The following is a 15,736-nucleotide window of genomic DNA, read 5'->3' as shown; positions in this document are numbered from 1 at the left end:
CTCAATGAAAGGTGCGGGACTTCAGCTCAGTTCAGCTTGCCGTGGCACGCCTTGTACTTCTTGCCGCTGCCGCAGGGGCAGGGGTCGTTGCGGCCGACGCGCGCAAAGGCGGCGGCTTCGGCGCTCAGGGCGCCCGTGCCGACGGCCGCCAGGCGACGCTGGTTCTCTTCGTCGACGCGCACCTCGACCTCGCCGGTCTCGGTGGGCGCGGTGTAGGTGATGTTCGAGACGTTCTCGCCGCGGCTTTCCATTTCCTCGGCCGCCTGCTCGAGCTGTTCGCCCGACTGCACGCGCACCGTCATGAGCTGGCGCGTGACTTCGTTCTTGACCGAGTCGAGCAGCTGGCCGAAGAGCTCGAAGGCCTCGCGCTTGTATTCCTGCTTGGGCTGCTTCTGTGCATAGCCGCGCAGGTGGATGCCCTGGCGCAGGTAGTCGAGCGAGGCCAGGTGTTCGCGCCAGTGGGTGTCGATGCTCTGCAGCAGCACCATGCGTTCGAACTGAGTGAAGTTCTCCTGGCCGATGAGCGTGACCTTGGCGTCGAAGCTCTCGTTGGCGTAGGCCACGATCTTCTCGACCACTTCCTCGTCGGAGATGGCATCGGCGGCCTCGACCTGCTGCTTGAGCGGCATGTCGATGCCCCACTCGCTGAACAGGCTCTTCTCGAGGCTGTCGAGGTCCCACTGCTCTTCGACCGATTCGCGCGGCACGTACTGGCGCGCGAGGTCGGTGAAGCAGCCTTCGCGCAGCGCGGCGATCTGCGCCGTGAGGTCGGCCGCGTCGAGGATGTCGTTGCGCTGCTGGTAGATCACCTTGCGCTGGTCGTTCGACACGTCGTCGTACTCGAGCAGCTGCTTGCGGATGTCGAAGTTGCGCGCCTCGACCTTGCGCTGCGCGCTCTCGATGCTGCGCGTGACGATGCCGGCTTCGATGGCTTCGCCGTCGGGCATCTTCAGGCGGTCCATGATCGCCTTCACGCGGTCGCCCGCGAAGATGCGCATCAGCGGATCGTCCAGGCTCAGGTAGAAGCGCGAGGAACCCGGGTCGCCCTGGCGGCCCGAACGGCCGCGCAGCTGGTTGTCGATGCGGCGCGACTCGTGGCGCTCGGTGGCGATGATGCGCAGGCCACCCAGCGACTTCACGAACTCGTGGTCCTTGGTCCACTCGGCGCGCACATGGGCGATGTCGGCCTGCTTGGTGGCTTCGTCGCGGCCTTCGTCGTTCTCGATCGCCTCGATCATCTTCTCGATGTTGCCGCCCAGCACGATGTCGGTACCGCGGCCGGCCATGTTGGTCGCGATGGTTATCATCTTCGTGCGGCCGGCCTGCGCCACGATGTCGGCTTCGCGGGCGTGCTGCTTGGCGTTGAGCACCTGGTGCGGCAGGCCTGCCTTCTCGAGCAGGGCGTCGATGATTTCCGAGTTCTCGATCGACGAGGTGCCCACCAGCACCGGCTGGCCGCGCTCGTAGCACTCGCGGATGTCCTGGATGGCTGCTTCGTACTTCTCGCGCGTCGTCTTGTAGACGCGGTCGAGCTGGTCGTCGCGCTTGCTGATGCGGTTCGGCGGAATGATCGTGGTCTCGAGACCGTAGATTTCCTGGAACTCGTAGGCCTCGGTGTCGGCCGTGCCGGTCATGCCGGCCAGCTTGCCGTACAGGCGGAAGTAGTTCTGGAAGGTGATCGAGGCCAGCGTCTGGTTCTCGGCCTGGATCTCGACGCCTTCCTTGGCTTCCACGGCCTGGTGCAGGCCGTCGCTCCAGCGGCGACCGCTCATGAGGCGGCCGGTGAATTCGTCGACGATGACCACTTCGCCCTGCTGCACCACGTAGTGCTGGTCGCGGTGGTACAGGTGGCGAGCACGCAGCGCAGCATTCAGGTGATGCATCAGCGTGATGTTGGCCGGGTCGTACAGCGACGCGCCTTCGGGAATCAGCTTGAGCTCGCCCAGGATGCGCTCGGCGTTCTCGTGGCCGTCTTCGGTCAGGAACACCTGGTGGGTTTTTTCGTCGACCGTGAAGTCGCCGGGCACCGTGACGCCCTCGCCCGTGCGCGGATCGGCTTCGCCTTCCTGCTTCTTGAGCAGCGGCACCACCTTGTTGATCGCCAGGTACAGGTCGGTGTGGTCTTCGGCCTGGCCGCTGATGATCAGCGGCGTGCGGGCCTCGTCGATCAGGATGGAGTCCACCTCGTCGACGATTGCGAAATTCAGGCCACGCTGCACCCGGTCGCCGGGCTCGTAGACCATGTTGTCGCGCAGGTAGTCGAAGCCGTACTCGTTGTTCGTGCCGTACGTGATGTCGCTGCTGTAGGCGGCCTGCTTTTCCTCGCGTGGCATCTGCGGCAGGTTGATGCCGACCGACAGGCCCAGGAAGTTGTACAGGCGGCCCATCCAGGTCGCGTCGCGGTTGGCCAGGTAGTCGTTCACCGTGACCACGTGCACGCCCTTGCCGGACAGCGCATTCAGGTACACCGGCAGCGTGGCGGTCAGCGTCTTGCCTTCGCCGGTGCGCATTTCGGAGATCTTGCCGTTGTGCAGCGCCATGCCGCCGAGCAGCTGGACGTCGAAGTGGCGCATCTTCATGACGCGCTTGGAACCTTCGCGCACGGTGGCGAAGGCTTCGGGCAGCAGGTCGTCGAGCGACTCGCCCTTGGCGATGCGGTCCTTGAATTCCTGCGTCTTGGCGCGCAGCGCGTCGTCGCTGAGCTTTTCGAATTCGGGTTCGAGCGCATTGATGCGCGTCACCGTCTTGCGATACTGCTTGAGGAGCCGGTCGTTGCGACTGCCGAAGATCTGGGTCAGGAAGTTGGTTGCCATGGGCGTGGAGAGGGGCGGGCACCTGACACGACAGGCACTGCGACCGGATTCCCTAAGATATGGTGAAAGCAGTTGGGCGCACCTTCTTCGAATGCAAGCTTGGCAAGTCTCGAAGTCGGATGGCCCCGTTCCGGAACAAACGCCGACGCACGCGTCGGCAAACCGGGCATTTTAGCTGTCTTGTTTCTAACCCCTGGATTACCCATGTATCGCCGACTTCCCCCCGCCATTTCACTGCACGAAGCTGCGGCAGGCGCCCCCACCCTGGGGAGCCTGATGGCACGCGCGCGGGACACGGCCGAGCGGCTGAAGGCGATCGAAGGGTTGATTCCGCCGGCCATGCGTGCGGCCATCCAGCCGGGGCCGGCCGAGGGCGACGTGTGGTGCCTGCTGGTCAAGGGCAGTGCCGCGGCCGCCAAGCTGCGCCAGCTGTCGCCGATGCTGGTCACGCGCCTGAAGAACCGGGGCTGGGACGTCGCGACGATCCGCATCAAGGTGTACACGGGGCGCTGAGCCCCGTAGCCGCACGGCACGCGCGGCTCAGGCCACGGCGCGATCGGGCCAGCTCGGATCGCTCGACGCGTCGGAGGTCAGCACCAGCACGACGTGCGCATCGGCCGCAATGGTCTCGGCCTCACGCAATTGCCGCACCGCCCCCAGGCCTGCCGCCGCCGCCAGCTCGGCGCTCACGCCGGCCGCGGTGAGCAGCCGCCGCGCCGCGCGGGCTTCGTCGTCGCCCACCACCACGGCCCCGCCGCCGCTGGCCGTCGCGGCCTGCCATTGCAGATAGGTGACCGTCGCGCCCGCGCTCGACAGCTGCGCCGTGCGACCGGGGTAGCTGCCGTTGAGCGCCCCACCCTCGAGCACGCGCGACAGCCGCGGGAAAGGCTCGACCAGCCACATCCGCGGCAGGCGCGCGATGCGCCCGGCCGCCAGCAGGTCGCGAAAGCCCGCGTAGATGCCCCAGGCCATGTCGCCGCGCCCGGTCGGCACCACGACGTGGTCCGGCAGGCCGCCATCCTGCAGGCACTCTTCGGCGATGGCCTTGTAGCCCTCCACGCCCAAGGGCGCGCTGCCGAGCGCCGGCAGGCGGTAGTTGGAGAGCGCGAAATAGCCCGGGTACTGCGAGCGCTCGCGCACGAAGCCCCAGCGGCCGGTGTTGTCGGCGAACACGTAACGCCGCGCGCCCAGCGCGTCGAGCTGGCGCGCATAGGTGGCGGGCATCGCCTCGTAAGTGGCCACTTCGCAACCAAGCCCCGCGGCCCACGCGTAGTGCGCCGCCGAGACCGCCGTGTTGCCCGACGAGGCGAGCACCAGCGTGTGGGCGCCGGCGTCCAGCGCCTGGGCCACGCCCATCGCGGTCAGCCGGTCCTTGGGCGAGCCGGTCGGGTTGCGCGATTCGTCCTTGATGCTCAGGCGCGCCACGCCGAACTGCTGTGCCAGGTCGGGCATGTCGTGCTGCGGCGTGTTTCCCTCGCCGAGCGAAAAGCCCTGCACGTAGGGCATCGGCACCACGTCCGGGCCGCCGGGCCGGTAGCTCGCGCGCAGCCCGACGTGAAAGCCGGCCTGACGGCAGGCCGGGCAGCCGTCGTTGGCGAGCGTGACCGGGTACAGCGTGTCGCAGCGCAGGCACTGCAGCCCCTGCAGGCGCGGATTGCGCTGCGGCGTGAACGAGCGGCCGAGCACCCCGGCCGGCCGGCCCGGCAGGAAGGTCTGCGCGGGGTTCTCCGGCGGCGCGGTGAACTTGAAGTCCAGAACGGGCGATGGGGTCACGGATCGTTGACTCGTTAATAAATGTGACCGAATCTTATTCAAAATCAACGAAATCCACGATACGGGAGTTCATCCCATTGCAGTGGATTTCAGATTTCCTTCACTTATTTCCACGTGAATTCGTGGTTCAGCCCGATCACCACGCCGCGCACGCCCTGTGGCCCGGTGCGCGAGGTGCTGATGTCGACGCTGATCAGCGGCGTCAGGCTGAAGCGGCCGCCCACGCGCGAGGTCCACACGCCCCCGGCCCGGTTGCGCTCCGCGATCAGCGACACGGCGTCGTTCAGCGCCCACTCCACCGCCAGGCCGCCGCGCGGCGTGCGCACGCCGTTGCCCAGCGCCCAGTCGGCGCCCAGGTTGGCGTGGAATTGCAGGCTGCCGGTGGGTCGCCAGGTGAGCGGCACGACCAGCTGGCCGCCCCAGCGACCGCCACGCCGCAGGTCGGCCACCGCGCCCATCGACACGGCGGCGCTGAAAGGCGCGTCGGCGGCGGTGCCGGCAAAGGTCCATTTGAGCTGCGGGCCGCCCGTGACCGAATGCACGCCCTGCGCCGAGAGCCGGTCGAAGTTCAGCCCCAGCTCGACCGGCCCGACCCGGCAGGCCGGCCCGACATGGAAACCCGTCGTGACCGGCTCGGCGCCGCTGCGGCCCCACCAGGTTTCGTACTGGCACTGGCCGGGATCGAGCGTGCCGGCATCGTCGACATCGAAGTGGCCGGCGGCCTGTGCACCCAGGCCCGACAGCGCCGCGCATGCGGCGAAGAGCAGGCGTGCGGTGCGTTTGTTGTTGTTCTTCATCTCGTGCTTCCCTCAGAGAGCCCTGCCTCATTCTAGGAAGCCCGAAAGTCCACGCCATGACGCGGCGCGGCCCTCGCACCCTTCACGACCTCAGAACTCGAACTGCGGCTGCAGCTCGCGGATGCGCTTGATCGCCACGCCCGCGGCGGCCGTGCGCGTCTCCACGCCCAGCTTCACGTACACGCGCTCCAGGTGCTTCTTGGCGGTGGCCGGGCTGCTGCCGAGGATCTCGCCGATGTCCTTGTTGGTCTTGCCCTTGACCACCCAGTACAGCACCTCGGCCTCGCGCGCCGTGAGCTTCAGGCTCAGGCTCATGGCCTCGATCACGGCGGTGTCGGACACCTCGCGCATGACGATCATCCATTCGTCGCCGGCGTCGTCCTCGCCGGTCTGGCGGTGCAGCCGCAGGCTCAGGCTGCGCGCGCCCTGCGCGATGACCAGCGCCGGCGGCTCGATGCCGCGCGCGCGGGCCTCGGGCGCGTGCTGGCGCAGCCAGCCGAGCACGGCCGGCGGCGTCTCGGGCGCCTGCGTTTCGCAATAGCGCGCCAGCAGTTCGCGCGCCAGCGCCGTCTGCCAGATCAACCGCCCCTCGGGCAGCCGCACGGTGATGCTCGCGTAGCCGAAGGCATCGAGCGCGTTGCGCGCCTGCCCGGCCTGGTGCGCCTCCTGCCGCGCGCGGCGCGCGCCCTGCAGGTGCACGTTCATGCGCGCCAGCACCTCCTTCGGCTTGATCGGCTTGGTGACGTAGTCGACCCCGCCCGCCTCGAGCGCGGCCACGAGGTGCTCGGTTTCGGTGAGGCCCGTCATGAACACGATGGGGATGTGCGCGGTGGCCGCATCGGCCTTGAGCCGGCGCGCCACCTCGAAGCCGTCGATGCCCGGCATCATGGCGTCGAGCAGCACGATGTCGGGCCGCGCCTGCGCGGCGCGCTGCAGCGCCTGCTCGCCGTTGGTGGCGATGAGCACGGTGTAGCCCGATTCGTCGAGCGCGTCGTGCAGCACGGCGAGGTTGTCGGGCACGTCGTCGACGATCAGCACCAGGTCGCCGTGGGCGCCCTGCTGCTCGCGCAGCGTGCGGGCGAGCGGTGAAGCGGGCAGGGTCGGTGGAGACAAGAAAGTCATGCGGCGCCCTCGGCGGCTTCGGCCAGCGCGCGGCCCATGGCCTCGAACTGGAACTGGCGGGCCAGCGCGCGCTGGGCCTCGGTCCACGCGGCGCACTCGGGCTGCGCGACGTCGATGTCGTCGAGCTGGTTCATGATGCCCCGGAAGTAGCCCAGGCCCACGGCCTCGTCGAGCGCACGCAGGCGCGCCAGCGACGGCGGCTGCATCGCGCGCGGCGCGGCCACGGCGGGCGCGGGCCGCGCGGCGGTGTCGGTCCACTGCAGGGCGAGCCGGCGCTCCAGCCAGTCGAGCAGTTCGGTGTGGCGCACGGGCTTGACGAAGAAGTCTTCGGGCGCAATGCCCACGTCGTTGTCCAGCCCCTTGTCGAAAGCGTTGGCCGAGACGATGGCCACCGACGCATCGGCCAGCCCCAGCTTGCGCGCGCGGCGGATGGTCTCCCAGCCGTCGATGCCGGGCATCGCGAGGTCGACGAACATGGCGTCGGGCCGGTAGCCGGCGGCGATGAGATCCAGCGCGTCGTGCCCGCTGGCCGCGCTGCGCAGCTCGAAGCCCAGCGGCGCGAGCACATGGCCCAGCAGCTCGCGGTCGGCCTCCTCGTTGTCGACCACCAGCAGGCGACGGCGCGCGCCCTCGTAGCCGCGCCGCGCGCGCGGCGCCGGTGCAACGCGCGCACTGCCCGCCACCGCCTCGTGCACGCGCGGCAGGAACAGCCGCACGCAGAACAGCGAGCCCTCGCCCGGCGTGCTGCGCACCTTCATCTCGCCGCCCATCAGGTCGGTCAGCATCTTCGCGATGGTCAGGCCCAGGCCCGCGCCCGGCGCCGACGACACCGCCGCGTGGCCGCGCGCGAAGGGCTCGAAGATGCGCTCGATGTCGGCGTCCGTCATGCCCGGCCCGGTGTCCTCGATCTCGATGGCGGCGAACTCGCGCGCGTACGAAATGCGCAAGGTCACCTGCCCCGCCGCCGTGAACTTGATCGCATTGCCCAGCAGGTTGATGAGGATCTGGCTCACGCGCTTTTCGTCGGCGCGCACCACGTCGGGCAGCGTACCGGCCGCCTCGAAGCGAAAGCGCAGGCCCTTCTCGGCCGCCTGCAGTTCGAACATGTCGGCCAGCTCGCGCATCGCGTCGGCAAAGCGCATCGGCCGCGCGTCCAGCGTGAGCTTGCCGGCCTCGATGTGAGCGATGGCCAGCGTGCCCTCGATGAGCGACAGCAGGTGCTCGCCGCCGCGCTTGATGACGGCCACCGCCTGCTGGCGGTGCGGCGGTACCGAGTGGTCTTCGCCCATGAGCTGCGCGTAGCCCAGGATGCTGTTGAGCGGCGTGCGCAGCTCGTGGCTGATGGCGCTGATGTAGCGGCTCTTGGCCTGGTTCGCGAGGTCCGCCGCGCGCCGCGCCTGGTCGGCCGCGAGCTTGGCGTGTTCGGCGATCTCGCGGGCTTCTTCGGCGCTCTGCTTGGCGTCCTGCAGCGCGCGGTCGGTCTCGCGGTGCAGGGCAATCTCACGCACCAGCAGGTGGGTCTGGCGGTTCGATTCTTCCTGCGCCACCTTGCGGCTCTGGTGCGCCAGCACCAGCCACCACGCGACGATGCCCGCGATGACCAGCAGCGCCATGTAGGCCTTGAGAAAACCCGAGCGCAACGACGCCTGCTGCACCGCGACCAGCGCCCCGCCCACGTCGGCCTGCGCCGCCAGCGCGAGCGCGCTCTCGCTCAGGGCCCGCAACTCCTGCTGGTAGAGCACGCCGAACACCACCGCCAGCAGCGGCACGATGACCAGCATCAGCAGCAGGAAATGCCCGAGCCCCGTGTCGAGGTAGCGCCAGCTGCGACGCGGCAGCAACCAGCGCAGCACCGCCGACCACTGCGCCGACAGGCTCGCGTGCGGCTTGCACAGGTCGCCGCAGCGCGCGTCGAGCGTGCAGCACAGCGAGCAGATCGCGCCCTGGTAGGCCGGGCAGTGCGCCATGTCGGGGCCTTCGTACTCGCGCTCGCAGATCACGCAGTGCTGCACCTTCAGGCGCTGGTAGCTGCCGCCTTCGTCCGGCGACGGCTCGACCCGCGCCCAGCGCACCTTGCGCCCGCCCGCGGCCGGCGCGAACAGCACCGAGCCGCCGGCGTCGGACGTGCGCGCCAGGTAGTACTTGCCGCCCGTGGCCCACGCCAGCAGCGGCGACGCGACCAGCGCCGTGCCCAATGCGATCAGCGCCGAGAAGGCCTGCGCCAGCGGCCCGAACACGCCCAGGTGCGCCGTGATCGACAGCACCGACGCCAGCGCCATCGCGCCCACGCCCACCGGGTTGATGTCCCACAGGTGCGCGCGCTTGAACTCGATGCCCGGCGGCGACAGCCCCAGCGGCTTGTTGACGACGAGGTCGGCCACCACGGCCATCATCCAGGCGATGGCGATGTTGGCGAACAGCCCCAGCACGTCGCCCAGCGCCTCGAACACGTTCATCTCCATCAGCATGAAGGCGATGAGCGCGTTGAACACCACCCACACCACACGCCCCGGGTGGCTGTGCGCCACGCGCGAGAAGAAATTGCTCCAGGCCAGCGAGCCCGCGTAGGCGTTGGTCACGTTGATCTTCAGCTGCGAGACCACCACGAACAGCGCCGTCGCCGCCACCGCCCAGCCGTAGTTCGGAAACACGTACTCGTAGGCCGCCAGGTACATCTGGTTCGGGTCGACCGCGCGCTCCACCGGCACCATGTGCGTGATCGCCAGGTAGGCCAGCGCCGCCCCGCCCAGCATCTTGACCACGCCCAGCACCACCCAGCCCGGCCCGCCCGCCAGCACGCCGGCCCACCAGCGGCGCGCCGTGCCCGCGGTGCGCGCCGGCATGAAGCGCAGGTAGTCGGCCTGCTCGCCCATCTGCGTGATGAGCGCGATGCCGACCGTCAGAGCGGCACCGAACAGGTGCAGGTTGAATCCTTGCGCGCCCGACTTCGCCCCGCCGTAGTGCGTGATGCCCGCGAACGCACCAGGATCGCGCACCAGCACGAAGACGAAGGGCACCACCAGCATCAGCAGCCACAGCGGCTGCGTCCACAGCTGCAGCCGGCTGATCACCGACACCCCGTGCGTGACCAGCGGAATCACCACCAGCGCGCACACCAGGTAGCCCCACACCGGCGGAATGCCCAGCGCCAGCTCGAGCGCGTAGGCCATCACGGCCGCCTCGAGCGCGAAGAAGATGAAGGTGAAGCTCGCGTAGATCAGCGAGGTGAGCGTGGAGCCGATGTAGCCGAAGCCCGCGCCGCGGGTGAGCAGGTCCATGTCGACGCCGTAGCGCGCCGCGTACACGCTGATCGGCAGCCCCGCCAGGAAGATGATGAGCCCCGTGACGAGGATCGCCCAGAAGGCGTTGGCGAAGCCGTACTGAACCAGCAGCGTGGCGCCGACCGCCTCCAGCACCAGGAACGAGGCCGCCCCGAAGGCCGTGTTGGCCACCCGCCATTCGGACCATTTGCGAAAGCGCTGCGGCGTGTAGCGCAGCGCGTAGTCCTCCAGCGTTTCGCTCGCGACCCAGCTGTTGTAGTCGCGCCGCACCTTGACGATGCGCTGGGGGGCGTCGTCGGGAAGGAGGGGGGCGTCGGCTGCGTTCACACCGTTTCGGTGCAGCTTCCGTGCCACCGGGTACGGCATTTGGCGAACAGGGCACGACTGTTGCAAAGCCACAGCCTTGCCCATAATCACCGACCGCCACCCGACCCCACCCCCGCCATGGAACTGACCCCGCGCGAAAAAGACAAGCTGCTGATCTTCACGGCCGCGCTGCTGGCCGAGCGCCGCAAGGCGCGGGGGCTCAAGCTCAACTACCCGGAAGCCGTCGCGCTGATCACCGCCGCCGTGATGGAAGGCGCCCGCGACGGCAAGAGCGTCGCCGAGCTGATGAGCGAGGGCCGCAGCGTGCTGACCCGCGCCGACGTGATGGACGGCATCGCCGAGATGATTCCCGACATCCAGGTCGAGGCCAGTTTTCCCGACGGCACCAAGCTCGTGACCGTCCACCAGCCGATCGTCTGAACCTCCGCCACAAGAAGAAAGATCCCTCCATGCGCTTCGCAAAGACTTCCGCCCTGCTCGCCACCCTTCTCCTGCTGCCGCTGGCCGCCAGCGCCCACACCGGCGTCGACGGTGGCGTGCACCACGGCTTTGTCACCGGCTTCATGCACCCGCTGACCGGCGCCGATCACCTCGCGGCGATGGTCGCGGTCGGCCTGTGGAGCGCGCTGGTCGCGCGCCGCGCCTGGCCCGACCTGCTGTGGGCGCCGCTGGCCTTCGCGGGCATGCTGCTCGCAGGTGCGCTGGTCGGGCTGGCCGGCGTGCAGCTGCCAGCGGTGGAACCGATGATCGCCGCCTCGCTGCTGGTGCTGGGCCTGCTGGTCGCCACGCGCGTGCACCTGCCGGCCGGCGTCGCCATGGCCGTGGTGGGCCTGTTCGCCGTCTTCCACGGCGTGGCGCACGGCCACGAACTCGCGGGCGAGCACGGCGCGGCCCTCACGCTGGCCGGCATGGTCAGCGCCACGCTGCTGCTGCACGCGGCCGGCATCGCGCTGGGCTGGGCGCTGCGCCACGCCAACGCCTGGCTGCCGCGCGTGGCCGGTGCCGCCGTCGTCGCCCTGGGCGCCACGCTGCTGGCCCAGGCAATCTGAGGCCGCCATGACGCCCGGCGAACTTTTCACCGACGACGGCGAGCACACGCTCAACCCCGGCCGCCGCGCCCTCACGCTGGTGGTGCGCAACACGGCCGACCGGCCGATCCAGGTCGGCTCGCACTACCACTTTGCCGAGACCAACGGCGCCCTCGACTTCGACCGCGCCGCCGCGCGCGGCATGCGGCTGAACATCGCCTCGGGCGCCGCGGTGCGCTTCGAGCCGGGGCAGCAACGCACGGTCGAGCTGGTCGATTTTTCCGGCGATCGCATCGTCTACGGCTTTCGCGGCCTGGTTCAAGGGAAGCTCTAAAACATGGCCACCATCGGGCGACGCGCCTACGCAGAAATCTTCGGCCCCACCGTGGGCGACCGGGTTCGTCTTGCGGACACCGACCTGCTGATCGAAGTCGAAGCCGACTACACGCTGCGCGCCGGCGGCTACGGCGAAGAGGTGAAGTTCGGCGGCGGCAAGACGATCCGCGACGGCATGGCGCAGTCGCAGCGCACGCGCGCCCAAGGCGCCGTCGACACGGTGATGACCAACGCCCTCATCCTCGACCACTGGGGCATCGTGAAGGCCGACATCGGCCTGAAGGACGGCCGCATCGCCGCCATCGGCAAGGCCGGCAACCCCGACGTGCAACCGGGCGTGGACATCGTCATCGGCCCGGGCACCGAGATCATCAGCTGCGAAGGCACCATCGTCACCGCGGGCGGCATCGACAGCCACATCCACTTCATCTGCCCGCAGCAGATCGAGGAGGCGCTGGCCTCGGGCGTGACGACCATGCTCGGCGGCGGCACCGGCCCGGCCACCGGCACCTTCGCGACCACGGCCACGCCCGGCCCGTGGCACATCGAACGCATGCTGCAGGCGGCCGATGCGTTCCCGATGAACCTGGGTTTCCTCGGCAAGGGCAACGCCAGCCTGCCCGACGCGCTGCACGAGCAGATCGAGGCCGGCGTCATGGGCCTGAAGCTGCACGAAGACTGGGGCACCACGCCGTCGGCCATCAGCAACTGCCTGGACGTGGCCGATGCCACCGACACGCAGGTGGCGATCCACAGCGACACGCTGAACGAATCGGGTTTCGTCGAGAACACCATCGCCGCCGTGGGCGGGCGCGCCATCTGCGCCTTCCACACCGAGGGCGCGGGCGGCGGCCATGCGCCCGACATCCTGCGCGTGGTGGGCGAGTCGAACTTCCTGCCCTCGTCGACCAACCCGACGATGCCCTACACCGTGAACACGCTCGACGAGCACGTCGACATGCTCATGGTGTGCCACCACCTGGACGCCGGCATTGCCGAAGACCTGGCCTTTGCCGAGTCGCGCATCCGCAAGGAAACCATCGCCGCCGAAGACGTGCTGCACGACCTGGGCGCGATCAGCATGTTCAGCTCCGACAGCCAGGCCATGGGCCGCGTCGGCGAGGTGGTGATCCGCACCTGGCAGACCGCGCACAAGATGAAGCAGCAGCGCGGCACGCTGCCCGAGGACAGCGAACGCAACGACAACTTCCGCGCGCGGCGCTACGTGGCCAAGTACACGATCAATCCGGCCCTCGCGCACGGCATCGCGCACGAGGTGGGCTCCATCGAGGTCGGCAAGTGGGCCGACCTCGTGGTCTGGAAGCCGGCCTTCTTCGGCGTGAAGCCCTTCACCATCATCAAGGGCGGCACCATCGCGATGGCCGCGATGGGCGACCCCAGCGCGTCGATCCCCACGCCGCAGCCGGTGCACTTCCGGCCGATGTTCGGTGCCTACGGCGGCTCGCTGGCGAAGAGCTCGCTGACCTTCGTCTCGCAGGCCGGGCTGGCCGCGGGCATCAAGGAGCGCTACGGCCTGAGCAAGCACCTGAGCGCAGTGAAGAACATCCGCAACGTGCGCAAGCAGGACCTGATCCACAACGGCTACACGCCGAAGATGGAGATCGACGCGCAGACCTACGCCGTGCGCGCCGACGGCCAGCTGCTGACCTGCGAGCCGGCCAAAGTGCTGCCGATGGCGCAGCGCTACTTCCTGTTCTGACCTGACGGAAGCCGCGCTGCGGCTGCTGCGGTGACTTACACCTCCGGATGCCGGCGGTGCCAGTCGGTCGCGCGCTGGAATGCCCAGCCCGCGCGCACCAGCAGGTCTTCGCCGAAGTGCGGCGCCACGAACTGGAAGGCCACCGGCACGCCCGCCTCGGTGGCGCCGCCCGGCAAGGTGAGCGTGGGGCTGCCCGTGAGGTCGAACGGGCAGGTGTAGCGCAGCATGCCCGCCAGCAGCTCCGGGTCCACGCCGAGCTGGCCGGCGCGTTCGAGTGTCGGCGCCGCGAAGGGAATGGCCGGGATCAGCAGCAGGTCGACCTGCTCGAAGAACGTGCGCACACGGCCGGTGAAATCGGCGCGGCGCAGCAGCAGCTTCTGGTAGTCGGTGGCGCTTTGCGAAAGCCCCAGGTCGATCAGCCCCGAGAGGCCCGGGCCGTACTCGTCGCGCCGCGACGGGTACGTGGCCTCGTGCGCCACGGCGGTCTCGACCGCGCACAGCGGCGACCAGTCGAGCACCGCCTGTGTCGTGTCGGGAAACACCACCTCGCGCACCGAAGCGCCCAGCGATTCGACCGTGCGAATCGCGGCGGCGAGCGTGGCGCGCGTCGGTGCGTCCACGCGGTCCAGCGTCCAGGCGGGGTCGATGCCCACGCGCAGGCCGTCCAGGCCGCGCGTCATCGTCGCCAGGTAGTCGGGCACCGGCAGCGTGCTGGCCGTCGGGTCGCGCGGGTCGGCGCCGGCGATGGCCGCCAGCATCGCGCCCGCGTCGGCCGCGCTGCGCGTCATCGGGCCGATGTGGTCGAGCGAGGCGGCGAGTTCGAAGGCGCCGTGGCGGCTCACCCGCCCCCACGTCGGCTTCAGGCCCGTGATGCCGTTGGCCGCCGACGGAAAGCGGATCGACCCGCCCGTGTCGGTGCCCAGCGCGCCGAAGCACAGCCCCGCCGCCGTGGCCACGCCCGAGCCGCTGGACGACACGCCGGGCCACAGCGTGGCGTCCCACGGGTTGACCGGCGACGCGATCTGCGGATGGTGGTCGGCAAAGGCGCCTTCGGTCTGCTGCAGCTTGCCCAGGATCACCGCGCCGGCTTCGCGCAGGCGGTGCACCACGGTCGCGTCTTCCGTCGGGCGGAACGCTTTGTGGATCGTCATGCCGTGCGCGCTCGGCACGCCCTCGGTCCACAGCAGGTCCTTCACGGCCAGCGGCACGCCGTGCAGCGGTCCGCGCGCGCGGCCGGCGGCGATCTCGGTGTCGGCGCGGCGTGCCTCGTCGAGCGCCAGCGCGTCCATGCGCGTCGCGTAGCTGCGCAGCCGGCCATCGACGGCCTCGATGCGCGCGAGCATGGCGCGCGTGACCTCTTCCGACGAGCGCTCGCGCGACTGGATCTGCCGGCCGACTTCCAGCAGTTCGAGATGATGCAATTCCTTGTCCGCCATGACTGACTCCCGCGTGTGTAGGGTTGAGAAAGAAGGTCTGAATCCAAGTGGCGAAGCTGCCACCCCGGGCGAACCTTATCGGCGCGGGGCGGCCCGCGCTGGTCTCTTTCGGACATGCACTTGTGCTGGGGCGGACACCCCGCGCGCGGCGCTCAGCGCGGCTTCAGCAACGTGTGCGGCGCGCAGCCGTAGGCCTTGCGGAAGACCCGGCTGAAATGCGACAGGTCGGAAAACCCGTGCTGGAACGCGACGTCGGTCACGCTGTGCGCACGCCCACCCACCAGCGCCTCGCGGCTGGCCGCCAGGCGCGCCTGCCAGACCGCGCCCATCGCCGTCTCGCCCTGGCGCGCGAACGCCCGCGCCACGGTGCGCGCCGAGACGTGGTGCGCCTGCGCCAACGTATCGAGCGACAGCGCCGGGTCGTCCAGATGGCGCTCGATGTAGGCCGTCATGCGCGCATGCAAGCCGCGCTCGGCGCCGGCGTCGCCAGCCATGTCCTGCTGCAGTTCGAGCGTCACGGCCAGCAGGTCGATGAGCGCACCGCCGAAGCGTTCGGCGGCGGTGGAATGCGGCTGCGCAAAGGCCGGGTTCGCCGTCTCCCGCAGCATCGCGTGCAGCGGCGCCGCGCCGGGGCGGTCCGCGGCGATGGTGCGGGCGGTGAAGTCTTCAGCCTTCGCGAAGCGCCGCAGCAGCAGCCGGCGCGGCATGCGCGCCAGGTAGACCGAGCGCGCGTCCAGCGTGCATTCGAACGGCCGGCCGGCGTCGTAGAGCAGCATGTCGCCGCTGCGCAGCCGCCCCTGCCGCCCGCCTTGCACCAAGGTGCCTTCGCCCTCCTGCACGAACGCCAGCCACAGGTCGTCCAGCGGGTGCCGGCGCAGGTGGGGCGCGTCGCGCGACCAGTGATGCATCGGCGCCGACATGCGGTTGACGCTGACCGCGCCCACCTCGCGCACGTCGAGCCGCCCTTCGAACGGCTCGGCCGTCATCGCACGGCTGGCCGCGGGAATGCAGTGGCGACACACGACGTCGTGCCAGTAGTCGAAACGCAGCGGGGTGGCGACGTCGGTCGTCAGGTAGGCCAGGCTGTTCATGACGCGGATGCT

12 protein-coding genes are annotated in these 15,736 nt (G+C 69.7%); 5 read left to right on the top strand and 7 right to left on the bottom strand.

The features are described 5' to 3' along the window. Positions 1–26: 26 nt before the first annotated feature. Positions 27–2,813 carry a preprotein translocase subunit SecA gene (gene secA / locus AC3WQM_RS05365; protein ID WP_492677253.1) on the bottom strand — a complete coding sequence of 929 codons (2,787 nt, stop codon included), beginning with the start codon at positions 2,811–2,813 and terminating at the stop codon, positions 27–29. Between the two features lie 204 nt (positions 2,814–3,017). Between secA and AC3WQM_RS05360 the strand changes: the two genes are divergently transcribed. Then, the gene (locus AC3WQM_RS05360; RefSeq protein ID WP_056578205.1) at positions 3,018–3,326 is read left to right on the top strand and encodes a DciA family protein; all 309 of its coding nucleotides are present in this window, start codon (positions 3,018–3,020) and stop codon (positions 3,324–3,326) included. A gap of 27 nt (positions 3,327–3,353) precedes the next feature. On the opposite strand, the gene AC3WQM_RS05355 is transcribed toward AC3WQM_RS05360, so the two are convergent. The 4 genes from AC3WQM_RS05355 to AC3WQM_RS05340 form a co-directional block, all read right to left on the bottom strand. After that, a complete protein-coding gene (locus tag AC3WQM_RS05355) occupies positions 3,354–4,586 on the bottom strand; it encodes a threonine synthase (protein WP_489059815.1) in 1,233 nt (410 codons plus the stop codon). Positions 4,587–4,690: 104 nt separating this feature from the next. Next, on the bottom strand, positions 4,691–5,383 hold the full coding sequence (locus AC3WQM_RS05350; RefSeq protein WP_492677252.1) for a PA4824 family protein: 693 nt from the start codon (positions 5,381–5,383) through the stop codon (positions 4,691–4,693). 90 nt (positions 5,384–5,473) lie between these two features. Then, the gene (locus AC3WQM_RS05345) at positions 5,474–6,505 is read right to left on the bottom strand and encodes a response regulator (RefSeq protein ID WP_492677251.1); all 1,032 of its coding nucleotides are present in this window, start codon (positions 6,503–6,505) and stop codon (positions 5,474–5,476) included. Next, positions 6,502–10,152 (bottom strand): hybrid sensor histidine kinase/response regulator, encoded by a 3,651-nt coding sequence (locus tag AC3WQM_RS05340; RefSeq protein ID WP_492677250.1) that lies wholly within the window; start codon positions 10,150–10,152, stop codon positions 6,502–6,504. Before AC3WQM_RS05340 ends, AC3WQM_RS05345 begins: the two co-directional genes overlap by 4 nt. 78 nt (positions 10,153–10,230) lie before the next feature. On the opposite strand from AC3WQM_RS05340, the gene AC3WQM_RS05335 reads away from it, so the two are divergent. The 4 genes from AC3WQM_RS05335 to ureC are packed head-to-tail and all read left to right on the top strand — an operon-like array spanning position 10,231 to position 13,197. After that, positions 10,231–10,533 (top strand): urease subunit gamma, encoded by a 303-nt coding sequence (locus AC3WQM_RS05335; protein ID WP_062474548.1) that lies wholly within the window; start codon positions 10,231–10,233, stop codon positions 10,531–10,533. A gap of 29 nt (positions 10,534–10,562) precedes the next feature. Further along, positions 10,563–11,162, top strand: a complete 600-nt coding sequence (locus AC3WQM_RS05330; RefSeq protein ID WP_492677249.1) for a HupE/UreJ family protein — start codon at positions 10,563–10,565, stop codon at positions 11,160–11,162. Between the two features lie 7 nt (positions 11,163–11,169). Beyond that, positions 11,170–11,475, top strand: coding sequence for an urease subunit beta (locus AC3WQM_RS05325; RefSeq protein WP_099792392.1), 306 nt, complete (start codon positions 11,170–11,172; stop codon positions 11,473–11,475). Positions 11,476–11,478: 3 nt separating this feature from the next. Next, positions 11,479–13,197 (top strand): urease subunit alpha, encoded by a 1,719-nt coding sequence (gene ureC / locus AC3WQM_RS05320; protein WP_095949383.1) that lies wholly within the window; start codon positions 11,479–11,481, stop codon positions 13,195–13,197. A 35-nt stretch (positions 13,198–13,232) separates the two neighbouring features. Here the strand turns inward: ureC and AC3WQM_RS05315 are convergent, their stop codons facing one another. Together AC3WQM_RS05315 and AC3WQM_RS05310 are read right to left on the bottom strand one after the other, a co-directional pair. Continuing rightward, positions 13,233–14,633 carry an amidase gene (locus AC3WQM_RS05315; RefSeq protein WP_492677248.1) on the bottom strand — a complete coding sequence of 467 codons (1,401 nt, stop codon included), beginning with the start codon at positions 14,631–14,633 and terminating at the stop codon, positions 13,233–13,235. Between the two features lie 152 nt (positions 14,634–14,785). After that, complete coding sequence (locus tag AC3WQM_RS05310; protein ID WP_492677247.1) at positions 14,786–15,724, bottom strand: AraC-like ligand-binding domain-containing protein; 939 nt, start codon at positions 15,722–15,724, stop codon at positions 14,786–14,788. Positions 15,725–15,736: the final 12 nt, after the last annotated feature.

The organism is Variovorax sp. FW301-JW7 (genome assembly GCF_058788795.1).
This window is presented reverse-complemented; position numbering and strand designations above follow the sequence as displayed.